Source organism: Devosia sp. Leaf64, assembly GCF_001421945.1.
Lineage (GTDB): Bacteria > Pseudomonadota > Alphaproteobacteria > Rhizobiales > Devosiaceae > Devosia.
Window position 1 is genome coordinate 20,018 of sequence record NZ_LMLO01000016.1, and the last position, 24,419, is coordinate 44,436.

Here is a 24,419-nt window from a genome sequence, read left to right on the forward strand (position 1 = left end):
CCGGTTCAGACGTCGAATTCGCCGAGCCCGAGCCGGCATTTGTTGAGCACCACGCCCAGCAGCTTGTTGCGTCCCGACAATTCGCGCTCGCAGGCATCGGCCTGGCCGAGGCTACTTTGTTCGGCGCCGAGCACCAGGAGCACGCAATCGACAAAGGGCAGGAAGCCCAGGAGATCGTCGTGCTCCAGCATGGGCGGCAGGTCGAAGATGATGAAACGCGGCGCCAGATCCTGCTGCACCGTCTCAACGGCCGCAGCGACCGAGGCCGAATGCAGCACTTCTGTTGGATCGGCCATGCTGGACGTGTTGGGCACAATGGCGAGCTTGTCGCCGCGCCGCACCACGGCATCCTCGGTGCTCGCCACCCCATTGAGAAAGTCGGCGATGTCGAACTGCCCCTTGAGCCCGAGCATGCGCGCCACGCCGGGCCTGCGGAGGTTAAGGTCGAGGAGCGTGACTCGTGTATCCCGCTGCCGCGCCAGACCCGTCGCCAGCGCAACGGCCAGTGTGGTCGTGCCGCAGCCGGCGGTGGGCGCGGTGACGGCAAGCGTTGACCAGCTATTGGCTTGCATGGTCGCAGCAATCTTGGTGCGGAGCATGTCGAAGGCGCTTTGCGCCGCCGCCCCCCGCGACGCCTGATCGGCGGACGTCGCCTCGAACTCGGCACGTCGCAGCATGGGCCAGGAGAGGCGGCCCTCGCCGTTCGTGCGGAGATAACCGTCCGACACGCGATTGGCGTTGTCGTCAAAGCTCCGATCGCGGTTTCGGATCATATCGTCCAAGATGGCCTCCCATCGACCGGCATGACGTTGGCTTGGAATGCGCTCTTGACCGCCCGTGGCGGTCGGCGGCGGGCGGTCTGATCAGCCGCGAAATAGGGGATGACGCCGAGCGGCTGCATCGAGAGGCGGCGTTGCAGGTCAGCCGGGCGGCGGATGCTGGAATTGAGCATTTCGCGGGCGACGGCGAGGGCCACCACGAGCGCCAGACCGGCCAAAGCGCTGGCAATGACGATCAGGCGACGCTGCGGGCTCTTGGGGTAATCGGGTGGCAGCGCCTCCTGAAAAAGCACCAGACGCTCGCCCTTGAGCAGCGTTTCAACCCGTTCGCCCGTGCTCGCCTCGGCGAGACGCGCCACTGCAGCGGTATATTGCGACTGGATATTGTCCCGCTCGAGTTCCATGGTGCGGAGGCTCGTTTCATTGCCGGGCGTGGCAAGAAGCGATGCTTCAAGCGCCGCTTGGGTGGTTGCCAGCGCCAGTGTCTCGCTCTCGATTTCGGCAAGGCGCGTGTCGATTTCCTCGATCTCGCTGGGTAGCCTGCCTGACACCGCGTTCGATGTCAGGGCAGGCATGCCGCTTTCGAGAACCTTGATGCGGGACTGAAGGCTCGCGACGCTCGGGCTATCGGGCTTAAACATCCCCAGTTGCGCGGCCAGTGCGGTCTTGAGTTCACCGAGCATCGTGCTTTCAAGGGTCGTCTCGCCGCGCTCGTTCTGCCCGCGCATGCGCACGCTCGAGACAAGTTCGGCGCGCCTGAGACGCGCACTGGCTTCCTCCACCTGCAGCGCGAAAAGCGTTGCCTGCCCGGCCGCAATCTGGGCGCGGCGGAAAGAGAGGCTTTCAGGCAGGGCCGAAATATTTTGGTTCCTGAAGGCGAGCAAAGCAGCCTCGCTCGCCTTCAGGTCGCTGCCGAGTGACGCGACATCCTCCCTAAAAAAAGTCAGCGTCGCCGCGGCGCGTCGTTGCCGGTGATCCAGATCATTGGCAAGGATCAGCGACGTGAATTTGTTGGCCACAAGAGCGGCAACCTTGGGACCTGGCGCGCTATAGGAAACGGTGAAGGCATTGATGACCTGCTCGCCAGAACCAAAATGGATCTGTTCAAGCGCCGTATTCCTGCGCATCGTCTCGATGAAGTCGTCCGACACCGTCCCGCCGCGCGGCTGAAGATCGAGCGCTTCGGCCATGGCGGCGAGCGCCGTGTCGGTCAGCAGTTCCTCGCGCAACAACTGCACCTGGGCGATGGCATTTTCGGGCACGGTTGAGCGCGCCAGCTGCGAGGGGAGGTCGGGCGCTTCGACGACGATCGTTGCAACGGATGTGTAGACCGGCGGCAACGCAAAGGCGACGAAGGCGCCCATGGCTGTGGTCACACAACCCGCCACCAGAGCCACTGGCAGCCAGCGAAGACTAATAGAAAAATAAAACCTGAGATCCGCGGCCGTCATGGAGAAATCCGTTGCTAAGGCGGTTGTGCCCTAGTGGCAAACAACTTGCTTTGACGGTACCGCCCCACCCTTGCAGAACAATAGTTCATCCGGACTATTATTGTTCTTGCTGCCGGAGGCTAATTATCCCTCCATGACAAGATGCGAGGTTCAAATGTCGGCGAGCATTTTTTCTTTGATGAGCAGATACTTGGCTCCATTGGTGTATACCGTGGCACTGACCGGTGCGGCATCGGCGCAGAGCGACTATCTCGGCCCCCAAACGCGGCTTCGGCTCAACATATTCCAGCTCATGACGCAGACCGGCCAATACGCGCGTTGGGACGCCTTGAGCGGCGAACTGGTGGTGGGCGCAGGAGGGGTGGTCACCGTGCCGGTCATCGGCGCCATCACCATCGGCGACCTGTCCATCGAAGCGCTGTCGCAAGAAATTGCGGCCCGCTTTCAGGTCGAAATGGGTCTCATTGATCCGCTTGCCGCAACGATCGAGGTCGTCGCATATCCGCCCATTTACGTGGTTGGTGCGGTGGCACAACCGGGCCAATATGCCTTCCAGCCTGGTATGACGGTACTGCAGGCGCTGGCGCTCGGCGGGGGACAATTGCGCGCCGAAAACACTATCAGCATGGCGTCCGAACGCATTCAGCTGCTGTCCGAACTGGCCGCTCATGAGAACGAGATCGGTCGCTCGAGCCTCCGCGTCGCCCGACTTAACGCCGAATTGGCGGACGCGACCGAAATTGACGTGCCTGAAGACGCCGATGATAAAGCCCTCGTCCAGGAACAGGCTGTACTCAAAGCCGGACAAACAGCCCGCGACCGCCAGATTGCTTCGCTGACCGATCTGCAGGTGCTCTATCAGCAAGAGATCGATGTTCTCGAAATTCGGACTGCCGATATCGAAAAGTCTATCGCCAGCACCGAAAGCGAACTGGCTGGCGTCGAGAAGCTCGTGGCAACCGGCATGGCGACGGTCTCTCGTCGCTCCGAACTGGAAAGGCTCCTGGCGTCGCTCCGCTCCGACCGGCTCGAACAGAACACGGCCATCATGCGTGCCAAGCAGTTCATGACCGAAGCCGAACGGAATGCCGATGGCATCGAGGACACGCGCCGTAGCGAGCTGACGGAGCAATTGCTGACCGAGCAGGCTCTCCTCGAACAACTGCAGCTAGATGCGCAGACAAATCGCACCTTGCTCGCCAATCTCGACAAGCAATTGCTCATCGAGGGCGATACCGGCGAAGCGTCCGCCATTTCCTTCACCATCGTCAGAACGGTGGACGACCGCATTGTCGACCTGCCAGTTGGCGAGGCGGAAATTCTGCTGCCCTCGGATGTCGTCAAAGTATCGACCGCTATTGCCGAAACTGCCCGCGCATCCGGGACCTGAGATGTTGGTTCAGCAGCCACGTCCAGCGAACAGATAACCAATTGTAGTTACAGCAATCTTGAGATCGGAGCGCCACGACAGGGTCGCGGCATAGGCGGCATCAAAATGGGCGCGTGCAGCAAAGGTGGCGTCGTCGCCCCTGCTGACCTGCCAAAGCCCTGTCAGTCCCGGCCGCAATCCGGCATAAACGAGGCCGGGATAGAGGCTCTCCTGATCCACCATCATCGGGCGCGGCCCGATAAGGCTCATATCGCCGTGGAGAACATTGAAGAGTTGGGGCAGTTCATCGAGTGAGTATTTGCGCAGAAGCCGCCCGATCAAGGTGATGCGCGGGTCGCGCCGCAGCTTCTGGTTGGCGCGCCATTCTTCCCCCGCCTTGGCATCACTGGCGAGATAGGCGGCCAACGCGTGCTCGGCATCGGGGGACATGGTGCGCAGCTTCCAAAGCGTAAAGCGCAGTCCATGCTGGCCCAGTCGCTTTTGGCCATAGATGGCAGGACTTCCGTCAAGCCGAACCAAAGCTGCGAGAATGAGCATCAACGGAGCAAGCAGAACGATCAAGATCAGGGACAAAAAAATATCGACGATCCGCTTGGTCATCAAGAAATTCAAAGTATTTTGTGGTTGTCTGGTACCTAGGACATTGTGGAGCGATTTTTGTGTCAATGATAATTGTGCGGTATAAACAATGTCGTCGTTCTTCATGATATCCTCTAGGTGAAAAATTACTTTCACAGGTTAACAGCAGATTAACATTGTGCTTCCGCGAGTTTGTTAGATAATTCGATCTATGGAGGGCCACGGGCCCTGCCGATATTGAGGAAGCTCACCTCACAATTGCGGCAACCATGGCCAATCTCGAACCAGCAGCAACCGGCACGACCAATAACAGCTATGCCACGATCCTCAGGTCCTCGGCCGTCATGGGAGCCTCCTTTGCCATCGTCATGGTGTTCTCCTTTGTTCGCATGAAATTCATGGCGGTGTGGCTGGGGCCGTCGGGGGTGGGGTTACTTGGGGTGCTCTCGACCATACTCGACCTTTGCGTTGCTCTGGCGGGACTTGGCGTGCAGCAGAGCGGCGTTCGGCAAGTGGCCGCGGCGCAAAGCGATGTTGCGCGGGACGATGTTGCCTCGGCAATCCGCTGGCTTTCGTTGGGACTGGGCGTTGTTGGCGCGACCATTCTGCTGATCACGGCGCTGCCGATCTCCCATCTGACCTTTGGCAGTGATCACTATGTCTCTGCCGTCGCAATTCTCGGGCTTGCCGTACTGTTGCGGATTCTCGGCGGCGGCCAATTGGCGCTGCTGCAGGGCTTGCGCCAGATCAGTATTTTGGCCCGGGCCAATATCCTTTCCGCCTTCGCCAGCACCGCCATTTGCGTACCCATGGTCTATTTCTGGAAAGAGCAAGCAGTTGCCCCGGTCGTCGTCGTCATGGCCGGGGTCACCGCGATCGTCACCTGGCGCCTCGGCCAGCGCTTTGTGCCATCCAGCCGCGCCGCATGGCCGCAAGTCGCGACCGAAAGCAAAGCGCTCGTCCATCTGGGCCTGGTGTTCATGGCGAGCACGCTGCTGACCACGGGGGCCGCATACCTCGCGCGGCTCGTAATTCTGCAAAATGCCGGCATTGTCGGCGCGGGCCTCTATCAGGCGGCCTGGGCCCTGGGCGTGCTCTATAGCGGCTTCATCCTGCAGGCGATGGGTTCAGATTTCTTCCCCCGGCTCAGCCGCATTGCCAATGATGACGCCGTCAGCAACCGACTCGTCAACGAGCAAATACGCGTCAGCATCCTGCTTGCAGCGCCCGGCGTTCTCGGTACCATCACCTTCGCGCAACTAGTGATGCATCTGTTCTATGCGGCGCAGTTCGAGGCCGCCGCCGACACCTTGCGCTGGATCGGCTTTGGCACCTACCTCCAGACCCTCGCCTGGCCCGCCGGTTTCATCCTCCTCGCTAAGGGCGCCAAGCGTCCGTTTTTCTGGCTGGAGGTTTCAACCGCCGTGGTGCAAGTGACCCTGATGGTCGTGCTCGTCCCAATTTACGGACATGTGGGCGCCGGCATGGCGTTTTGCCTCATGTATCTCAGCCATACCGCGGCTGTGACCTACCTAGCCAAGCGCGCTAGCGGCTTTGCCTGGAGCCGGGACAATGCCTTGATCGCCCTGGGCTATCTGAGCGTGATCGCCGCGGTCTTTGCTGGGTTCTATCTGCTCGAAGCGCTGCAGGCCCTTGCGCTCGGCGTGACGGCGACCGTGCTGGCCGGATGCTTTTCCGCAGCCGCGCTTTTGCAATTGGTCCCGGTTGCGGCGCTCCCCCCGATCATGCGGCCCCTCGCAAGCCGGCTGCGCTAGATCAGGCAACGACCGCCGCCTCCACGCTTTCGAGCACGTTGGTCACTTCTAAAACAACTCGCTCGAATTCCGCGTCGGTCATCTGCGCGAAGATCGGCAGCATGATGCACTCGGCCTGCGCCTTTTCGGAGCGGACAAGGCTGGATGCTATCGATTGGTCGGGATCGAGGTAGGGCTTTTCGAGATGTGCGTTCATGATGCCGCGCCGGGTTGAAATGCCCCGATCGAGCAGTTTTTGCATCACCTCGCGCTGCTCGCAACCTAGCGGCAGCCGGATGCAATAGCTTTGCCAGTTGCTGCGCGCATAAGCGGGCTCGACGGGCAGCCCTATGCCCTTGATCGCGCCTAGGCGTTCGCTATACAGCCTGGCAATGCGCCGACGGGCCGGGATCATATCGGGCATGCGCCTGACCTGTTCGCGGCCCAAGGCGGCTTGAATATCGGTCATCCGGTAGTTGAAGCCGATCTCGCTATAGCTTTCGTGAACGACTTGCCGCGATCCGTGTCGCACCGTGTCGCTGACGCTCATCCCATGCTGGCGCCAGAGCCGGAAGCGACGGTCGAGCTCAGGGTCATTGGTGATAAGCATGCCCCCATCGCCTGTGGTCGCCACCTTGCGCGGATGGAATGAAAAGCAGGCGACCGCGCCGCGTGGACTGCCGATGCGCTGCCATCTTCCCTCATGCTTGAATTCGCTGCCAAAGGCGCAGGCCGCGTCCTCGATCACCGGCAGCCCATGGCGCTCGGCCACCTCGATGATCGCGTTGATGTCGCAGGGCATGCCCATCTGGTGCACGCAGAGGATGGCATGGGTGTCGCGCGTTATGGCCGCCTCGATGGCGGAGACATCCATGTTGAAGCCGTTGGCCTCGATGTCGATAAAGATCGGATTGGCGCCGCAATAAAGGATCGCATTGGCGGTGGCGATAAAACTATGGCTAACCGTGATCACGTCATGGCCTGAAGCGCAGCCCACGCCGAGCAAAGCCAGATGCAGCGCCGTCGTGCAATTGGACACCGCGCAGGCATATTTGGCGCCTACATAGGCGGCGAATTCTGCCTCGAAAGCGGCGACTTCCGGCCCCTGGGTGACCCAACCCGATTCAATCACGCGCCTTGTCGCCGCGATCTCGGGCTCGCCCAGCATGGGTTTAGCGATCGGGATCTGGTCGTTCATCCGACGGACTCTAAGGTGACCGACTTTTCCTGCCGCCACCACTGCACAAGGTCGGCAAGACCCTGATCGAGCGCAATCTCGGCCTCGAAACCAAGCATGGATTTCGCCTTGCTCGTGTCGGCAAGGCGCCGCGGTACCGCATTCACTTTTCGCGCCGGAGCGTGCTGGGGAGAATGAGACGACCCCATGGCCTGGGCCAGGGCACGCGCCAGATCGGTCAGGCTCGTTTCCATCCCCGAGGCAACATTGAACACCTCGTCGGTGACGTCGCTTTCGGCGGCAAGAATATTGGCCCGGGCGATATCGTGCACATGCACAAAATCCATTGTCTGGCTGCCGTCGCCGTGAATGATGGGCGGCAGGCCCGCGTCGATGCGCTCCATCCAGCGGATCAGCACTTCAGTATAGGCCCCGAACACGTCCATGCGCGGGCCGTAGACATTGAAGTAGCGGAGCGCCACATATTTGAGGCCATACATCTCGGCAAAGCTACGCAGCAGGCCCTCGTTGAATGCCTTGGCCGCCCCATAAAGCGTGCGGTTGTTGTAGCTGTGATGGGTTTCCGGCGTTGGAAACTGCTCGGCGTGTCCCAGCACCGAGGCCGATGAAGCGGCAATCAGCCGATCGACGCCGGCGGCAACCGCCGCTTCCACCACGTTGAACGTCCCGGTCGCCAGCACATCCATCGCAAGCCGCGGTTCCTCGGCACATTGGGTGATGCGGATCGCTGCCTGGTGAAAGACCACATCAATATCTTCCATCGCATGCTTGAGGGTCGGCAGATCTCGGATATCCCCCTCGATGACGGTGATGGGATAGATCGCCTCCGCCGCGGCAAGGTTTTCACGCCGGCCGCGCACGAAATTGTCGAGCACCAGGATTTCCCTTGGCTGCTGGCTGGCGAGCAGTTCGGCAATGTGCGAGCCGATCAGCCCTGCCCCGCCCGTAATCAGAATGCGTTTGTCGTGCATATCAGTCCCCTTGCCGGGCGCCATGCGCCTCAGGTTCACTCTTTCGCCAGCGGATGATCCGCGCCGGTACGCCAGCCGCGACGGAAAACGCCGGCACATCGGCAGTCACAACAGCCCCAGCCCCGACGATCGCACCTTCTCCGACGGTGACGCCGGGCAGGATCACGGCATTGATGCCGATATCGGCCCCGTCTTCGATCCGAACCAGAGAGACCACGAGATCCGTCTCGATAATTGGTCGACGGACCGGCTCGCCGGTGTGCACGGAGCCAAGAACGCGGCAACCGGGCCCGAGCCCGACATGCCGGCCGATGTGCAGAAAGCGCGCGTCGAGAAAAACCTGCGGCCCGATCCAGGTATTGCTGCCGATCTCGCAGGTGCCATCGAACCGGCCCTGGATCACGGCTTGGCTGCCGATATGGACATCGCTGCCGAATTTGATCGTTTCGATATGCTGGAAGCTGACACCGCTATCCACCCACAGCCCGGGACCCCAGCCGCTGGCGCCCGCGCAGATAATTACCCTTCGCATCATGGTGCTGAACCGGTCCGTGCCATTGGCAAAGCGCGCAAAAAGGTCCATCCGCTCGTTGGCGGCATAGGCGCGGCTGAATTCCTCGATCAGTTCGCGCTCGTGGGCCGGCGCTTCCAACGTCTGGCGCAACCCATGCGTTGCCGCGACAGTGCGCGGTTCATGGCTGCGGTCGTGGGCGGGCTCAAGCATGGACACGTGCCCTATCGGCAACACAGTCAGCAACTTCGCGGGCCTTGGCAAAGGAGAGTTCTGGATAGATCGGGAGGGATAGCACTTCTGTTGCTGCCGCTTCTGCCTCAGGGAAATCACCGCGCCGATAGCCCAGATCAGCATAGGCGTGCTGCAGATGCACAGGAACGGGATAGTGGAGACCGGTCTGAATGCCGGCTTTGCCGAGCCGGCTCGCCAGTGCATCACGCTCGGGCAGGCGAATGGCAAAGACGTGGTAAACATGCCGACGCCCTTCGGCTTCGAGCGGCAGATCGATGCCGGGAACACCCGCAAGTTGCTGTCCGTAATATTGTCCCAGGGCCCGGCGCGTCTCGGTCCAGCCCTCCAGATATCGCAGCTTGATCCGGAGGATCGCGCCTTGGATCGCATCCATGCGGTAGTTGAAGCCTTTCTCGACATGGTGATAGCGCTCGAGCTGACCCCAGTCACGCAGCCGACGGATCCGTTCGGCTGCGGCATCGCTATTGGTGGTCACAAAGCCACCCTCTCCGCAGGCGCCAAGGTTCTTGCCGGGATAAAAGCTGAAGCAGCCGGCCATGCCGATGCTGCCGGCACGGCGTCCGAAATATTCCGCGCCATGCGCCTGGCAGGCATCTTCGACGATCACGAGACCAAAGCGGTGAGCAAGGAGGCGCAGCGGGTCCATATCGGCCATCTGGCCATACAGGTGTACGGGCAGGATAGCACGCGTGCGTTCGGTGATCGCTGCTTCCACCTTGACTGGGTCAAGGGTCAGGGTCAGCGGGTCGATATCGACGAAGACCGGTATCGCCCCAACCGAAACGATGGCGGATGCCGTGGCAACGAACGTCAGAGGCGTGGTGATAACCTCGTCGCCTGGTCCGATATCGGCGGCGAGCAGCGCCAGATGCAGCGCGCTTGTGCCGCTATTGACGGCAATCCCGTGCTTGCTGCCACAGAACGCCGCGAATTCCTCTTCGAACGCCTCAACCTCGCGCCCCAGCACATATTGGCCGCTGGCCAGCACCTCGATGACCGCCTGTTCCACTTCACGCCGGATGGATTTGTATTGCGCCTGCAGGTCCGACATCGGGATCATGCAAAAACCCTTTCCTGTTCGATCTGGACAATGGCGCCGCGCTGGGCCAGCGAGCGCGATGCGGCATCGAGAAGCCGCACCATGCGCAGGCCTGCTTGGCCGTCGGCGGTGGGGCGCCCGGCCGTCGCGATGCAATTGAGGAATTCTCGCAGTTCGAGATCGAGCGCTTCGCTGAGATCGAGATGCGGCGCGCGCATGTCGCCGGTGCGATAGCCGACCTTCATGCTGTTGAGGGCCTCCCCGCCATGGCCCTTGGGGCTGAGGGTGATGCCCTTGTCGTAGACTTTGATCTTTTCGCTCGGCTCGATGTCGTCATAGACGATCATCTGTTTGCTGCCGGCGAGCAACGTGCGGCGGATCTTGACCGGCGCCAGCCAATTGACATGCACATGGGCAATCAATGTGCTGGAGAAAAAGAGCGTGAGATAGGCGATGTTTTCCGGTTCGCCGGGAACATGGCTCATCCCGGTCGCCGAAATGGCGATGGGCCGCTCGGGCAGCACATGGTCCATGATCGACAGGTCGTGGACGGCAAGATCCCAGATGACGCTCGTATCTTGTTGAAATAGCCCCAGATTCACCCGAACGGCGTCATAATAATAGATCTCGCCGATATTGACGACGAGCTCGGCCATCTTGCGCACGGCCGCTGTGTGAAGAAAGGTGTGGTCAACGGCGAGCACTAGCCCGCGACGTTCGGCTTCATCCACAAGCCGCTGAGCCTGTTCGACAGTAGCCGCGATCGGCTTTTCCACCATCACATGCTTGCCGGCCTTGAGTGCCCGCATCGCCAGCTTGAAATGGGTGGAAACCGGCGTCGCCAGAGCCACCGCGTCGACCTTGGGGTCGTTCAGCAGATCATCAAAATTCTCGGTGATCCCTATCGAAGGAAAGCGCTGGCGCAGCCCGCCAAGGCGTTCGGTCTGGAGGTCGCAGACCCAGCGCAAATCCGCCTCTGGGATGGCCCAGAAATTACGCACCAAGTTCGGACCCCAATAGCCATAGCCAACAACGCCGACCCCGATCATGCCCGCTCCTCCCAAAGGAGCGGAGGGTCGGTTTGTTCGCTGTCACCCTTGATGATGCGCGCCGGGACGCCCACGGCCACGGCGCCATCGGGCACGTCGCGGGTCACGACTGCACCGGCCCCGACCATGGCGTTTCGCCCGATGGTCACGCCGGGCAGAATGGTGGCATTGCTGCCGATCGATGCGCGCACCTTGACCGTGGTTCGGACAAGGCTCCAGTCAGCATCGGTCTGCACCGTGCCATCGGCAGTGACGGCACGCGGGTAAGTATCATTGGTGAACATGACGCCATGGCCAAGGAAAACCTCGTCCTCGATGGTCACGCCCTCGCAAATGAAACTGTGGCTGGAAATCTTGCAGCGTTCGCCGATGACGGCACCGCGCTGGATTTCGACAAAAGCGCCAATGCGGCTGTCGGCCCCGATATGACAGTCGTAAAGATTAACAAGATCAGGCTGGTGAATGACCACTCCATTACCCATCGTCACGCGAGACAACATAGATTTCTTCTCCGGACATCAACCGTTCGACACACATTCCGCGTGGCGTCTCTGCAGATGTCAGGAGAGTATTTTGCGCGAAGCAGGGTTAGAATAGCCCGAGAGAGCTAGTCGTCGCGGCCCCGCACAGCTAGACGCCAGCGCCAAAGCGGCGCACCCGGCGCAAAACCTCGGTAATGCGCAGCGCCAGCGCCGATGGCGCCCACAGCGGATGGAGTGGCAGGCCCCGCGCCATGCCAAGGCGCTTACGCCAGGCGAGCCCCCGCCCGCCATATGTCTTGCCGATGTCGGGTCGCGCCCGCAGGGCCAGCTCTTCATAGGCGGGAAAGGGGAAATCTAGCGATCCCCGCGCATAGGCGTAGCTGCTATATTGGATCGCGTGCCGAGCAATTGTGGCGCGGGCGGTGGTCAGAAGCTGGGAATGCAGGACGCTTGCGTGCTCGCCCGTCCCCAAAGCCGCCTCAAAGGCCAACCAGCGTTGTTTGAGATCGACCAGTACGCCCTGATGGGTGCCACCCTGAAAGGTGGTCTTGTGCATGTTGGTATCATGCTGGCGGTAAAAAGCCTGGTCGGCGCCGATAAGGAAGCCGACATCGGTCACGGTTGCCGCCCGCAACCACATTTCAAAGTCCCCAGCATGAGGCAGGTCGGCCCGGTATAGACCAATCTTGCGCAGCAGCTTGGTGCGCATCATCACCTCGGGCGAGGCAACGACATTGTAGCCCGACTGGCAACGGATGCGCAGCCAGTCTCGGCCCGGCCAGTGGATCCAGTGGCCGTGCCCCGGTCGCGACAGCGGCAGTTGGTCGTGAAACACGCGCGAAGTGCCATAGACGAGGCCGACATTGGGCGCCATTTCCATGACCATGGCGGCCCGCGAAAGAGATCCGGGCGTCAACAGGTCATCGGCCGAGAGCAGAACGACATAGTCACCATCGGCGAGCGTCAGCCCATCATTATAGGTCGCGATCCCACCCAGATTGTAGGGATGCGCATAGACCCTCACGTTGTTCCGCTCGTCGGCGATCTCGCGCGCGGTCGCGAGGCTATCGTCGGTCGATTTATCGTCGATGATGATGACGTCGACATCGACTCCATCTTGACCATCAAGCGCGCTGGCGACGCACGGACCGAGGTAGCGGCCGTAATTGTAGCAGGGGATGACGACGGTGACGCGCGGCCGACGCTTGAGAGGCACGAGCCGCCGCACGGCGCCACCCATCCCGGAGGCAATGAGCGTGGGCAGCACGGTTGAAACGCGATCTCTAAAGCCCATCAGCATTCAGCGCCATAGTCGGCGCGCGTCTTGCCGCCCATGGTGATGGCGCATTTGACGATCTTCTCCACGTCCCGCCCCGCGGCCTCCCACGAACTATGGGTGACGCTGGCGGCGGCGCTAGCCGAAATAGAGTCGAAATCAGGCATGTGAGACACCACTTCCAGCTCGTCGGCGATGGCATGAGGCGTTGGCTGCACGTAGCGAACCGAAGAATTGTTGAGCACCAGCCGGTTTTGGGGCGCATCGTTGACGATGGGAATGCAGCCCGCGGCGAGCAATTCGTGCGGTACCAGCGACACATTGGTGAAGGAGAGGCTGATTCCGGCGCGGCACTGGTTGTAGATGCCGTTTAGCTGGGCGGGCGCGGTGTGGCCGTATCGAATTGCCGGGAAATTCAATGCGCCGACCGCGCCGCCATAAAGATGAATCGGCACCTTGGGAAAGCGCTGCGCAAAGAGCTGCAGGGCCATGAGCCCAAGCTCGGTTCCGCGGCGTGACGTGCCGGGGCGGGCATAGAATGCGACGCCTTGCCGGTCCTTGAAATCGATGCGGCGATAGTCCGTGGTATCGCTGCCGAAATTGAAGTAGCCAGCGGCCATGCCGTAATCGGCCTCCAGCCTTTCGGATAGCCACCGGCCTGCCGTTATGCCGTGAAAACCCATGCGATAAGTATTTTCCGCAAGTGCCGCAAAGGCTCCCGCAGGATGAAAATCCGGCTCGAAATCCTGCACGAAATAAAAGCATTTTCCCGGCCCGCCTCGGTTGTACACCGCATAGGCGGTGGGCCAGCTGGTGGCGATATTGCCGTGTGCCGCTTCCATGATCCCATCGAGCGGCAGCACCGGGCCGTCGAAGCGGAAATAGGAGCGAACAATCCGCGCATAGTGGCGATGATCGCCGCCATAAGGATCGTAAAAATAGACGCGGTTCTGGTGCCCCTGCCCTTCAAGATGCCTGATCATGCGGAAGATGGTCGTGTGTCCGCCCGACCCAGCTGAGGGCGGCAGCATGACCCAGTTGAGCACCATCGGGTCACCCGCCTCGATCGGCAGGGTCGCCGGCATACGCGGCTTCTTGAGATCGGCGGCGGCGATATCCTCTGGCTTGACCGGCCAGCGTTCCGCCTGCGGCCCGATCCAGGCCGAAAGTCCCCTGCGCGCTGCGCGCTCAAGTCCCCTCGGGCCATCGCTTCGCGCCACAGCGGCGATCTGCCTTGTCCAACGGGCAATCTGGTGCGGCGCTTCCACGTCTTTCTCCCTGGTTCCTCAAACCAGAGCCTTCAGGGTTCAAGGCCACTTTTGAATAGATCAAACAGCCTAATGGTATTGGCCCCGGCACCGGGCGAACCTGCCGTTCAATGCAGGAACCGAACGGCCAATGACCGCAATTGCAGCCCGTGCCCCGATATCGATGAGAACGGCGCAGGTGCGCCGGGTGGCGCAGTGGCCTGCGGCGCCAGTGCTGATCTTTCTGATCGGCCTCGTCGTGCCCTGGAGCGTCGAGCTCGGCTCCTTCGGCATTACCCTGCCGCGCCTCGTGCTTCTGGTGGTCACGGTGCCGTGCCTTCTCAAATGGGCGCGGGGCGAGGCGGGACAGCGCAATCTCGTTGATTTCCTGCTGCTCGCGCTCTGCGCCTGGATTTGCCTCAGCCTCGCCGTCGTCGAGGGCTGGACCTCCGGGCTCGAGAGCGGCGGCATGGTCGCGGTTGAAACCGCCGGGTCCTATTTCCTCGCCCGCTGCTATGTCCGCACAGCCGACGATTTTCTGGCCGTTGTGCGCGTGCTGTTTTTCTGCGTCATCGCGCTGCTGCCCCTCGCCATCGTCGAAGCCCTCACCGGCACCAATCTGCCCATGGATTTCTTCGGCTCTATCCTGCCTACCGTCGCCGTGTCCTACGATGGCCTCCGCTGGGGATTGAAGCGCGTGCAAAGCGTCTATGAGCACCCCATCCTCTTCGGCGTCTGCACAGGATCGACGCTTGCCCTGGTCTATCTGGTCCTCGGCGACACCCACAGCATCTGGCGGCGCGGCCTCGGCACCGTGCTGGTCGCCGCCACCGCGTTTCTCTCCATTTCGTCGGGTGCGCTGGCGATGATGGCCTTTCAGGTCGCGCTGATCGGCTGGGCCAAAACCACGTCCCGCATTCCGCACAACTGGATGCTGCTCGGCGGCATCTTCGCCGCCACTTTCCTTGCCATCGAACTCGGCTCCACCCAATCGGTGCCCCAGTTCTACATCGCCCGCTTTTCGCTCGACCGCGAAACCGCCTGGCTCCGGCTGCTGATCTGGGAATTCGGTTCGGCCTCGGTGCTGGCCCATCCGCTCTTCGGCATCGGCTTCGGCCAATGGGTGCGGCCTGTCTGGATGAGCGACAGCATCGACATGTTCTGGATGACCGTCGCCATCCGGCACGGCATTCCTGGCGGCTTTCTCATGATGTCGCTGCCTGCCGTTACTCTCGCGATCACCACGTCCGCCCACCAGCCCGACCGACGTGTTGCGCTCTACCGAGTGGCCTACCTCATCGTCATCGCCAGCTTTTTCCTCGTCGGCTGGACCGTCCATTTCTGGGGCGCCGCTTATCTCTTGTTCTTGTTTCTTCTCGGCGCCGGCGGCTGGCTGGCATCGGTTACCTCAGTCCCTGTCGTCGAACATATCCGCCTGCGTGGCGGCGCCGCCATTGCTCATCTTGTCCGAGCGGAGAAGCTGTCATGACCCAAGCCCTGGACACGCCGGCCTATGTGTTTTTCACCCGCTTCAACCTGCCCTCGAAAGGCTATGAGAGCTATGTCCGCAGTGCCGAAAACTGGCTCCACAAGCGCGTCGACCTTTTCGAGCGCTACTGCCTGCCCTCGGTCGCCGCGCAAACCGACCAGGACTTTGCCTGGATCGTCTATTTCGATCCCCACAGTCCCGCCTGGCTCATGCGCAAGATCGAAACCTGGCAGCGCTATGTCCGTTTTCATCCCATCTTTCGCGAAGAGGTGAGCTTTGCGGAAAAACACGCCGACATTGCCGCGCATCTGACGCCGCGGCAGCGGTTGATCTCCACCAATCTCGACAATGACGATGGCCTCGCGCTCGACTTCGTTGCACGGATCAAGGCCGTTCGCCCCAGTCATCCGCGCTGCGCCATTTTCCTTGCCAATGGCCTCGTTCTCAATGGCAGTCGCGTCTTCCTCAATCGCGACCGGCAGAACGCCTTCTGCAGCGTCAGCGAGCCATGGCACGAACCGATCACCTGCTGGGCCCATCCGCACAACGCGCTTTCGCGCCACATGCCCTTCATGAGCGTCGACGGATCACCAGGCTGGCTGCAGGTCATCCATGGCGACAATGTCAGCAATCGCGTCCGCGGCCGGCGTGTCGCGCCCGGAAAATACCGCTCGAACTTCGTTGCGCTCGAAACCGCAGCCGATCCCGCACTGGGCGAGTTGCTGCGCGAGCGGTTTGTCCGCGTTCCCGTCCGCACCATGACCGAAACAGTGCGGGCAACGGCCAAGCACACAATCCTATGGACCCTCGGGCCACAGGGCATCGACCGCGCCAAGAACCTCTGGCGCCGGCGAAATTTTCTAAAGTTCTTTCAGTAGCGCTGCCGCTGCACGTGGCGAAGGCACCAGCCGCGCCACCTCGGCCGTTGTCATCCAAGCCGCCTTGAACGCCGCTCGATGCGTCGGTCCGAACAGGTAGCGAAGCCCCGCGCCAGTCGTCACTGCTAGCCGGAACAGCAGGGTCTCAAGGCTCCCATGATATCTTCGGAAATAGCGCAGGCGATTTGCCGTCAACAGCGCAAAGAGCGTGGCATCGGAGTTGGATTCCCCCCCGGCATGGGTGCACACGGCATTGGCTGCGAGCCGGATCTCGAACCCCCCGTCCCGCGCGCGCCTTTGGTAGTCGACTTCCTCGCTATAGAGAAAATAGCGCTCGTCCCAGGGGCCGACACCGACCCGCGCGGAAGACGACACCAGCATGATCGCGCCACTCGCAGCGACAATAGCGCGGTTCTGCGCATAGTCTTCCGCCCGACGGCTGATTTCACCGAGCCCCAATCGGCCTGCCAATCCGCCCCCGACAAGCGCCTCGCTCCAGGCGGTTAGCAACGAGGGCTCGCGCCGAATGGAATAGCTCAGCGTTCCATCGTCGTGCAGCGTCTTGGGCACGACCACGCCCACTTCTGGGCGCGCGAGTTCGGCCAACATTCGGCTAATGCAATCGGGACGCAGGCGAATATCGGCATTGAGCAGCAATAAAGGCCCGCTGCGCCCAAACGCTGCCACCGCCGCATTGATGCCGGCGGAGTAACCCGCATTGTATCCCACCGAGACGACGGACGCCCCGATCGCATGATCCCGCGCGATCCCGGCAGAGTCATCGCGCGAGTCATTATCCGCTACGATCACCCTGGCATTGGGCAGGTCTGCGAGCGCAATCCACAATGTGTCGAGCAGCCCTTTCAGCACCGAGGCGCTGTTGTAGGTTACAATCACGACGTCGAGCTCGGTGTCCTGCATTTGTCGTTTCTCGCAGTCGAGGGTTTAGGATCGGTTCCAGCGTGCCAGCAGGTGTCCGGACTTGTTGCTGGCAAGTGCGGCCATCATGAGCCAGGCGCGATAAGCCCGAGCGCGGCAGAGATAGGCAAAGACCTGCAGCTGCAGCCAGGGGCCGTCGATCTGGGCGCAGCGGATGATCTCGGCGATGCCGAGCGGGGGCGAGACCAGCACCATGCCGGCCCGCACAAACCATTTGAGGCTAGCCACCCAACCAGGGCCGAGTTCGGCAAAGTCATGCGCGACATGGCGCTCGATCCGTTCGCTCAGCTCGAAAAAATTGAGGCTTCCTGGAGTAAGCACGCGGGCAGCGGGAAGATAGTCAAGTTCAAAGCCCATGGAGACGGCCCTCTGGCCCCAGACGCGATCCTCGTGGCGCGCAATCCCGGCAAAATGCCCGACGACCCTGAAAACCTCACGTCGTACAGCCATATTGGCGGTTGCGGCAAAGCCCTGACGGCGTACGAACATTTCGGTGCGGTAGGCGAAGGCGGCTTCATAGGCCTCGGCCGGGATCAGCCGGGAGGGCTGGCTCGGCGCTATCCCGACGCTGCCCCCGACAAAATCGCAACCGGGATGGGTGTCAAAAAAAGCCGCGCAGATGGTCAGATAATCGGGCTCGACGAAACAGTCCGCATCGATGAAGCAGATCACGTCGCCGCGCGCCAGGCTCGCCGCAGTGTTGCGCGCCGGCCCAGGCCCAGGATGCGGTTCGAGGACGAGACGGGTTTTTGGATAGGTGGCGCAGACGGCAAAAGGCGGCACGACCGAGCCGTTGTCGGCGACGATTACCTCAAAACTTGGTGCGCCCGCGCCAGGGCGATAAAGGGCATCGAGACATCGCCTGAGATTGTCGGGTTCATTGAGATGGGGAATGACGACGCTGATGCGAGGACAAGGGGCCACGCGGCTATCATTTGCCTCGGCCCCCATCACGCGACGGCCCTGGTCAGATCGGGCCCACGCCCGAGCCGTCGCGGCGCCTGCTTAATGAGGAGATGGAAACCGCGTTCCTCGAGATCGCGCTCGAGGCGCATGATCGCCCCGACGCTGGCAGCATCGATGGCCGTCAACCGCCGGCAATCAAGCATGACGTCCCGCTGCTCGTTCAGCGCCTGGGCAAAGAACTTGTCGAACATTTCTGCGGAGTCGATTGCAGCGCCGGAAACCCGGATGGTGACGCGCTGACGTTCGCTTTCGACTTCCACCCGGACCGGCCGAGGCCAGATCGCCAGCAACATGCGATCGCGCATTTGACCCAAGGCCAGCGGCATCGCATCGCGCATCAGGAGACGCAACAGGATCAGAGCATCGCGATAATAACGCTTGGCCAGCAATGGCTCCTGCCGGATCCGCCAGAGCCATTCAAATCCGAGCCTTTGCCAGCCGCGCGGCGCGCGAGTGATCGAACCCGCCACGAAATTGACCGCCGCCCCCAGATGGGCCGACACCGCCACGTTGAGCTCCGCTCGATTGCGCAGCAGCCACTCCTGTCCGCGCTCGGCACCCAGCGATACGATCAGGAAATCGGCGTGGGCGTCGTTGATGATCCTGAGGAAGTCGGGGCTGCTGATGTCATCCATCGAGCCAAAGCCGGGATTGAGCGATCCAACACAGCAGATGGTCGACGATGGAGTCTTGTTGACGATGTGGCGGGCACGGTTGGCGATCTCGCCATTGCCGCCGAAAAAGAAGATACGAAGAGGCCGGCCAATGTCGGTGTGATCCCGGCTGAGCAACTGTTCCATCACGTCGGCGCCAGAAACTCGCGAGATCTTGCGAACGAAGGCCAGCCGGCACATCAGCAACATGCCAATACCATCGACGGTGCACACATCACTGCGTAAGAGCGACAGCCGGAATCGCTTGCTGATTGCGCTATTGGCAAGAAAATTGGCGTTAATTGTTGAGATCAGGATTTTTCTGTGACTGAAAACAGCCTTGTCAATTTCACGGATGACTTGATCAATGCCGAATTCATCGACTGGTATACCAAGAACGCCGAATGTTGAATGATGGAGGGACATGGTTGGCGCAACCTAGATCAGAAGTTAATGCAACCGGTCCTACCCCAGTGTTGTTTGCTTCCACATAGGCCAATGTAGCTATTCAAGCTAAGGCACTCTCTCCGGTACTTAAAGTGGTATCGTTCGAACGCAAATCGATACTGAATTTTGGACCCGGAGCGCGTTTATGCCCATCTCAAGCCCATATATTCATACGTCTCGAATGGCTGTTTCCGGAAAGCGGCAACGCGCCATTGTTGTCGTCGCTCCGAGGGGCACAATCCCTGAGAGGCTACGCTTCGGGCTTGAACGCGAACTACCTTGGGCTGTCCTCCATGAAGTCGATAATGTTGCCACGGCTTGCAACACGTTTCCTGAGACCGTTTCTCTGATCCTGCTCCATCCGGACGCTGTGCAACCCGCCGAGCGCTCCGCACCACAGATCCGTCGGTTTCACCCACTGGCACTGATCGGTCTTTTGCAGACGGACATTGCTGACGCAGGGCTTCAGACGCGCGAAATTGTCGCCTCGTCAAAGATTTTGCAGGGCCTCGTGCCGCTCCGTTCCAAAGCCCATGAGTTCGTGGCGATTGTCTCGTTCATGCTAAGAGGCGGACAGTACTTTCCAAGGGAGATGCTTTCTGTGGAGGCCCAAGCCCCGCCCCCCCTCCTTGCGAGAGAGATAATTCAGCTTGACGGGCTGCAACTCACCCAGCTTACCCGTCGCGAACTGCAAATTCTCGAACTGGTCTCCCGTGGCCTTCAGAACAAGACCATCGCAGCCCAGCTGTATCTGTCTGAGTTCACCGTGAAGATACATCTTCATAACATCATCACCAAGCTCGGCGCCCACAACCGGACCGAGGCTGCGGCATTTTTCAGGGATAGTCAGCCAACACCTCTTTCGCGTATTCTGGGCTAAGAGGTGGCCGTCAAAGACCTGGCCCAAGCCCAACCAAATTCGTTCACGGCCGAAGCGCCCGTGTGCATCATCGGAGCCGGCATGGCTGGCCTCACCTTGGCGCATAGTCTTGCCTTGAAGGGGATCCGGGTACTGCTGCTCGAGAGCGGGGACACGGTGGTCGATGGCGAGGCTGAAATCCTCAACCGTATCGACAACGTCAACGGAAGGTGGACGGGGGCACTGCGCAGTCGATGCCGGGGAATCGGAGGCACGTCGCGGCGCTGGGGTGGCCGAACCATTCCCATTGCACTCGAGGAAGCACGAGCGCGGCCTCATCTAGACAGCGAAGGATGGCCCTTTCCGATCAGTGAGCTCGACCGGTACACGGCAGAGATTGAGACGCTGCTATTGCTCGATCATTCGAGCTACGAAGCCGATCTCTATGGACAGACCGACATCGATCCTGACTTTCGGATACGCTGGGCCAAGTGGCCGGCCTTTTCCAATCTCAACCTTGCAAAGCGTCTTCACCGGCAGGTCATTTCAAATCGGCACGTCACGATCTGGTCGAATGCCACGGTGACCGGCTTTGCCTTTGCCGCCGCGGATGGTCGCCTTGACAAAGTCACTGCCAGACACTGCTCGGGACGCGAGATCACCGTTCGCGCCCAGCGCTTCGTCATCGCGGCAGGGGCGGTTGAATCGACGCGCCTTTTGCTGTGGATGCAACGTCAGCCCGGCCAGGGGCTGTTAGGATCCAAAGCTTTAGGGCGATATTTTCAGGATCACCTTAATCTCAAGTCGGCGAAGGTGGTTAGACATCACGTCGGAGAAAGCAATAAACTTCTTGGCTATCGCTTCGCCAATTCCGTCCGCCGCTCTTTGCACCTTGAACTCTCGCCGCAAACGCAGGCCGAATGCGGCGTAGCGAGCGCCTTTGCCTATGTCTCAATGGATATGGATGGCAGTGCGCTTGGTTCGATAAAGAAAATTGCCCGCAACCTCCAACAGGGGCAGATGGATACAACCGAGCTGCTGGCCCTGTCCGGGCATAGTAGTCTCATTTTTCAATCGCTTGTTTGGCGCTATATGCGCAAGCGCCTCCTCGTTCCGGCCAGCGTCGATTTCAATGTTGAGATCTGCGCCGAGCAAGCGCCGCACTGGGACAACGCCATTACGCTTTCGAAGGACAAAGACAGGCATGGAATACCCCTTGCCAGCATCGACTGGGAGCCCAAGGCCGAAGACGAAAAAACACTGCGCGTCAGCGTCGAGCGCCTAGCACAATTCTGGAGCCGCAGTGGCTGGGATAAGGTTGCTAGCCTCGCTTTTCTTCCATCGATAACCGATTCCTGCAGCCGTCTTGTTGACACCAGCATCGACTACTATCACCCGTCCGGCACAACCCGTATGGGATGGGACAAGGCCTCCTCCACAGTGTCTGGCGACCTGACGTGCCATGACGTCAGCAATCTGAGTGTCTTGAGCGCTTCCGTATTTCCGCGCGCCGGCAGCGCCAACCCCACGTTTACGCTTATGCGTATGGCTCATCGCCTCGGCGATTACCTCGCAACCAAGTTCTAACTGGCTCCATTGCACAATCAGTCGCGTGCACAATGATTACGCGAATATTTTAATTTCAATCCGGTAGTTTGTCGAATTTGGATCAGCAGATAAACTTGCGCAGAGAGCGCATTTTTTCGTTCAAATCCTTCAGAGCGAAGCCGACTGAATTAGTTCAGAGATGCATTTATATATTGATTTAATTCCTCAGCATAGTATCGTTAGTTAGCCCTTGAATATGGGCTGGGGCATGGAAACCCCTACAAAGCGCGGCTTGGACACTGCCACACGTGTTCCGCTACCCTAAAGTCGGGGAGGCGTTGGCGTATGTCCAGGCCGCACCCGGCTAAAGGCCTTCGCGCACTTGCTTTGTAAGTGTTTCCAACTCCCCGACGTCGCCGGGGAGGCGACGATCATGGCGCAACGGTTTAGGCAAAACATCTTTTTCGTCGCCGAGGACGAGATTCACATTTTCGCTGATGTTCACCTTGCTCCCGGGCAGTATTCGGGTTGGGTCAGCACGTCCATTTCTGGACACCCCGATCATCGCTACGAACTGCACCTTTCCTATGAGCAATTGCGCCAGGGCGGCTGGCTGAACGGTGACTCCGACAAGGAAGGCCGCAATTACAACGTAACCAGCCTTGTAGAGGCCGGCGTGCTAACAGTGTGGTAACGTCATCGCCAACGAGCTTTTGCTTCTAATGTGGAGTGAAGCATGCTACTTTAATAGCGTCGTTGCAACGTTCGGCTTGCAATGCTTGAGAGACACTGGTGCTCCCGCCCTAAGGAGGAGTCAATGTCTCGCTATTTTTTCCATATTATGAACAGTCGCGCGATAATCGATCTCGACGGTACCGACTTGTCTGGAAACGCAGAGGCGCGCATGCATGCCATCGCCATCACCTCCACCATGATGAGTGAATTGGATTCAAATTGGAAGGGCGAAGAATGGACGATGACAGTGACTGATCTTGAAGGAGTCATCATCCTGACGCTCAAGTTTTCCGCAAACCTCGGTACCGTGCACTAGACCGTCACCTGTTGGATCAACTCGGACGAGGCGTGCACAGGCCGCGTGGTGAATAAATCATCCGACCGCTTGGGTTTAGTTTTGCGGAAATCCACTCGGCGTTCTTTCAAATTCTCGTTCATGGATTTTGTATTGTGCGCTGATTTGCACGGGTGTTTGCGGAGGGCGCGAAGATCACCAGTCTAGACGGATCGGTGATCGCATCACCGTTCTTTGGGCGCCAACTTTTTCTGCAAAGTATGGGTCGAGGTGGGGTCGGCGCCACTCGCCGACCATCTGCTCTCCTGCGATGCGCGAAATGCATTTTCGACTACCGACAATTCTGGAAACGCCTGCCGATGAGCGGAGGAAACGAAGATCGCCTACGTCCAGAAACGGCCAGCATTCTTCGCCCCAACTCTCGCGCCGAAGCGCTTTAGCGACCCCAGGCTTGCGGGGACCGCCCGGTTCGGGAGAGGAGGTGCTGTCAGTCCGTGATCGAAATGCCTGAATGTTCGCCATCGGTCGATGTCCGACAAACAGGTTGCTATGGAGCGATCATGTCCTGGTTAGCGATGATCGATCCTGACTCGCAATATAGACGGGCTTGTTCCACATCCTTCTTGTCGTTGAAAAAGTCATCGGACGAACCATAAACGCGCACCTCGGCATCCCGAATGTCACCGCCAATTCGCTCGTCTTCCGTAATCACAAACGCATAGACCCAGTCGTTCCGCATGTAGCCCATTGACATGGTCAGGTCAGTCGGATGGTCGATATTCGTGTCCTTGACCGAGAAACCGATCGTGTCGGTCTCGAAATAGAGTTCAGCTGGCTCAGCGCCGACCACATAGGAATAGTAGCCTTCCTTTTTGCCCGGATGTAAGTTGGTGTCGGCGATGCGGCAGAACTCCGCGTGAGCGTTCTGCTCCGGAATGTAGCAGGAGAAATGCGTCTGCCACGGCGGTACGCAGTTCGCCATCGCCGGCATTGGCAGAAAAATGAACAGGGCTAGGATGCGCTTCATGGACGAGTTCCGTGACGAGGATGTGGTCGGGCAATGCTTCCTACTGAAGCTGCCAGCGCGCAAGCTGAACATGCCTTCAGAGGATGGTGACCGCCACGAGATACCATTCGGGCTGAAAGTTAAAAAGGATCGAAGGCGTTGACTATCTTCGTGTCCGGAGGCGAATCCACAGAGCGCTGGTGTGCTTCTTTTGTCGGTGACTGGTAGCTACAGACGAGCCTTGCTTTAAGTGATATCATACTCCCCTGGAGCCCTTATGACCGAAGCGCCGCTGCAGCAATTTCAAGTCGAGTCGTTTAACACCGACCCAGAAGGGCGTTCACAGCAATCCGATGTCTGTCTGGTCTTTGCGCATAGCCCAAAGGCCGCAGCCATGAAGGCATTGAACGAGGATCTGCATGAGATCGGCAACGTCCGACGGCGTCGTGCCCGAGTTACAGGGCTAGATGCGATTGGCCAACGACGAGTGACCACGCTTTACAGCCAGCTCTGACGGATCGGAGTATATACGCCTTCAGGTGCCTGTTGCTGTTCATCCAACCGAGGACTGGGTTAACGGGGTGGGACCATCAACTCTGTCGCGGTAGTTTTATGTTGGATAA

Annotated in this window: 25 protein-coding genes; 10 read left to right on the plus strand and 15 right to left on the minus strand. The window is 60.1% G+C overall.

Translation table 11 applies throughout. The annotated features are described in order from the left end of the window. Positions 1 to 5: 5 nt before the first annotated feature. A complete protein-coding gene (locus ASE94_RS08530; RefSeq protein WP_062630055.1) occupies positions 6 to 782 on the minus strand; it encodes a CpsD/CapB family tyrosine-protein kinase in 777 nt (258 codons plus the stop codon). Beyond that, positions 770 to 2,155 carry a hypothetical protein gene (locus tag ASE94_RS08535; protein ID WP_162236068.1) on the minus strand — a complete coding sequence of 462 codons (1,386 nt, stop codon included), beginning with the start codon at positions 2,153 to 2,155 and terminating at the stop codon, positions 770 to 772. The genes ASE94_RS08530 and ASE94_RS08535 overlap by 13 nt, the downstream gene beginning before the upstream one ends. Before the next feature lie 265 nt (positions 2,156 to 2,420). Here ASE94_RS08535 and ASE94_RS08540 point away from each other — a divergent pair, with 265 nt between their 5' ends. Further along, positions 2,421 to 3,620, plus strand: coding sequence for an SLBB domain-containing protein (locus tag ASE94_RS08540; RefSeq protein WP_162236069.1), 1,200 nt, complete (start codon positions 2,421 to 2,423; stop codon positions 3,618 to 3,620). A 9-nt stretch (positions 3,621 to 3,629) separates the two neighbouring features. Here ASE94_RS08540 and ASE94_RS08545 read toward each other — a convergent pair whose 3' ends face one another. Next, positions 3,630 to 4,325, minus strand: coding sequence for a sugar transferase (locus tag ASE94_RS08545; protein WP_156352072.1), 696 nt, complete (start codon positions 4,323 to 4,325; stop codon positions 3,630 to 3,632). 143 nt (positions 4,326 to 4,468) lie between these two features. Between ASE94_RS08545 and ASE94_RS08550 the strand changes: the two genes are divergently transcribed. After that, the gene (locus ASE94_RS08550; RefSeq protein ID WP_062630059.1) at positions 4,469 to 5,974 is read left to right on the plus strand and encodes an O-antigen translocase; all 1,506 of its coding nucleotides are present in this window, start codon (positions 4,469 to 4,471) and stop codon (positions 5,972 to 5,974) included. Between the two features lies 1 nt (position 5,975). Here the strand turns inward: ASE94_RS08550 and ASE94_RS08555 are convergent, their stop codons facing one another. From ASE94_RS08555 to ASE94_RS08590, 8 genes are all read right to left on the minus strand, one after another. Next, positions 5,976 to 7,151, minus strand: a complete 1,176-nt coding sequence (locus ASE94_RS08555; RefSeq protein ID WP_062630060.1) for a DegT/DnrJ/EryC1/StrS family aminotransferase — start codon at positions 7,149 to 7,151, stop codon at positions 5,976 to 5,978. Next, positions 7,148 to 8,122 (minus strand): SDR family NAD(P)-dependent oxidoreductase, encoded by a 975-nt coding sequence (locus tag ASE94_RS08560; RefSeq protein ID WP_062630091.1) that lies wholly within the window; start codon positions 8,120 to 8,122, stop codon positions 7,148 to 7,150. The genes ASE94_RS08555 and ASE94_RS08560 overlap by 4 nt, the downstream gene beginning before the upstream one ends. A gap of 1 nt (position 8,123) precedes the next feature. Further along, complete coding sequence (locus ASE94_RS08565; protein WP_062630061.1) at positions 8,124 to 8,846, minus strand: acyltransferase; 723 nt, start codon at positions 8,844 to 8,846, stop codon at positions 8,124 to 8,126. Then, positions 8,839 to 9,948, minus strand: a complete 1,110-nt coding sequence (locus ASE94_RS08570) for a DegT/DnrJ/EryC1/StrS family aminotransferase (RefSeq protein WP_062630062.1) — start codon at positions 9,946 to 9,948, stop codon at positions 8,839 to 8,841. The genes ASE94_RS08565 and ASE94_RS08570 overlap by 8 nt, the downstream gene beginning before the upstream one ends. Next, positions 9,945 to 10,976 carry a Gfo/Idh/MocA family oxidoreductase gene (locus ASE94_RS08575; protein ID WP_062630063.1) on the minus strand — a complete coding sequence of 344 codons (1,032 nt, stop codon included), beginning with the start codon at positions 10,974 to 10,976 and terminating at the stop codon, positions 9,945 to 9,947. Before ASE94_RS08575 ends, ASE94_RS08570 begins: the two co-directional genes overlap by 4 nt. Then, positions 10,973 to 11,476 (minus strand): acyltransferase, encoded by a 504-nt coding sequence (locus ASE94_RS08580; protein WP_062630064.1) that lies wholly within the window; start codon positions 11,474 to 11,476, stop codon positions 10,973 to 10,975. The genes ASE94_RS08575 and ASE94_RS08580 overlap by 4 nt, the downstream gene beginning before the upstream one ends. Before the next feature lie 130 nt (positions 11,477 to 11,606). Next, entirely contained in the window at positions 11,607 to 12,752 is a 1,146-nt protein-coding gene (locus tag ASE94_RS08585) for a glycosyltransferase (protein ID WP_244484008.1), read from the minus strand. Next, positions 12,752 to 14,002, minus strand: a complete 1,251-nt coding sequence (locus ASE94_RS08590) for a hypothetical protein (RefSeq protein WP_062630065.1) — start codon at positions 14,000 to 14,002, stop codon at positions 12,752 to 12,754. The genes ASE94_RS08585 and ASE94_RS08590 overlap by 1 nt, the downstream gene beginning before the upstream one ends. A 130-nt stretch (positions 14,003 to 14,132) precedes the next feature. Between ASE94_RS08590 and ASE94_RS08595 the strand changes: the two genes are divergently transcribed. Next, positions 14,133 to 15,470: a hypothetical protein gene (locus ASE94_RS08595; RefSeq protein WP_156352073.1), complete on the plus strand. Its 1,338-nt coding sequence runs from the start codon at positions 14,133 to 14,135 to the stop codon at positions 15,468 to 15,470. Then, entirely contained in the window at positions 15,467 to 16,348 is an 882-nt protein-coding gene (locus tag ASE94_RS08600; RefSeq protein ID WP_062630067.1) for a glycosyltransferase, read from the plus strand. The genes ASE94_RS08595 and ASE94_RS08600 overlap by 4 nt, the downstream gene beginning before the upstream one ends. Here ASE94_RS08600 and ASE94_RS08605 read toward each other — a convergent pair. The 3 genes from ASE94_RS08605 to ASE94_RS08615 are packed head-to-tail and all read right to left on the minus strand — an operon-like array spanning position 16,331 to position 19,332. Further along, positions 16,331 to 17,269, minus strand: a complete 939-nt coding sequence (locus ASE94_RS08605) for a glycosyltransferase family 2 protein (RefSeq protein WP_082461103.1) — start codon at positions 17,267 to 17,269, stop codon at positions 16,331 to 16,333. The two genes, ASE94_RS08600 and ASE94_RS08605, sit on opposite strands and share 18 nt — an antisense overlap. A gap of 24 nt (positions 17,270 to 17,293) precedes the next feature. After that, complete coding sequence (locus ASE94_RS08610) at positions 17,294 to 18,211, minus strand: glycosyltransferase family 2 protein (protein ID WP_162236070.1); 918 nt, start codon at positions 18,209 to 18,211, stop codon at positions 17,294 to 17,296. A gap of 26 nt (positions 18,212 to 18,237) precedes the next feature. Continuing rightward, a complete protein-coding gene (locus ASE94_RS08615) occupies positions 18,238 to 19,332 on the minus strand; it encodes a WecB/TagA/CpsF family glycosyltransferase (protein ID WP_062630069.1) in 1,095 nt (364 codons plus the stop codon). 166 nt (positions 19,333 to 19,498) lie between these two features. On the opposite strand from ASE94_RS08615, the gene ASE94_RS08620 reads away from it, so the two are divergent. The 4 genes from ASE94_RS08620 to ASE94_RS08635 all read left to right on the plus strand — a co-directional run bounded on the left by ASE94_RS08620 (position 19,499) and on the right by ASE94_RS08635 (position 22,811). Next, a complete protein-coding gene (locus ASE94_RS08620) occupies positions 19,499 to 20,233 on the plus strand; it encodes a response regulator transcription factor (RefSeq protein ID WP_082461104.1) in 735 nt (244 codons plus the stop codon). A gap of 60 nt (positions 20,234 to 20,293) precedes the next feature. Beyond that, positions 20,294 to 21,799 (plus strand): GMC oxidoreductase, encoded by a 1,506-nt coding sequence (locus tag ASE94_RS08625; RefSeq protein ID WP_280137171.1) that lies wholly within the window; start codon positions 20,294 to 20,296, stop codon positions 21,797 to 21,799. A 394-nt stretch (positions 21,800 to 22,193) separates the two neighbouring features. After that, positions 22,194 to 22,454 carry a hypothetical protein gene (locus tag ASE94_RS08630; protein ID WP_156352075.1) on the plus strand — a complete coding sequence of 87 codons (261 nt, stop codon included), beginning with the start codon at positions 22,194 to 22,196 and terminating at the stop codon, positions 22,452 to 22,454. Between the two features lie 123 nt (positions 22,455 to 22,577). Next, the gene (locus ASE94_RS08635) at positions 22,578 to 22,811 is read left to right on the plus strand and encodes a hypothetical protein (protein WP_156352076.1); all 234 of its coding nucleotides are present in this window, start codon (positions 22,578 to 22,580) and stop codon (positions 22,809 to 22,811) included. 526 nt (positions 22,812 to 23,337) lie between these two features. Here ASE94_RS08635 and ASE94_RS08640 read toward each other — a convergent pair. Further along, positions 23,338 to 23,817, minus strand: coding sequence for a hypothetical protein (locus ASE94_RS08640; protein ID WP_062630074.1), 480 nt, complete (start codon positions 23,815 to 23,817; stop codon positions 23,338 to 23,340). Between ASE94_RS08640 and ASE94_RS20950 the strand changes: the two genes are divergently transcribed. After that, positions 23,816 to 23,959 (plus strand): hypothetical protein, encoded by a 144-nt coding sequence (locus ASE94_RS20950; protein WP_156352077.1) that lies wholly within the window; start codon positions 23,816 to 23,818, stop codon positions 23,957 to 23,959. The genes ASE94_RS08640 and ASE94_RS20950 overlap by 2 nt on opposite strands. A gap of 114 nt (positions 23,960 to 24,073) precedes the next feature. Beyond that, a complete protein-coding gene (locus ASE94_RS20955) occupies positions 24,074 to 24,310 on the plus strand; it encodes a hypothetical protein (protein WP_156352078.1) in 237 nt (78 codons plus the stop codon). The last annotated feature ends 109 nt before the right edge of the window (positions 24,311 to 24,419 follow it).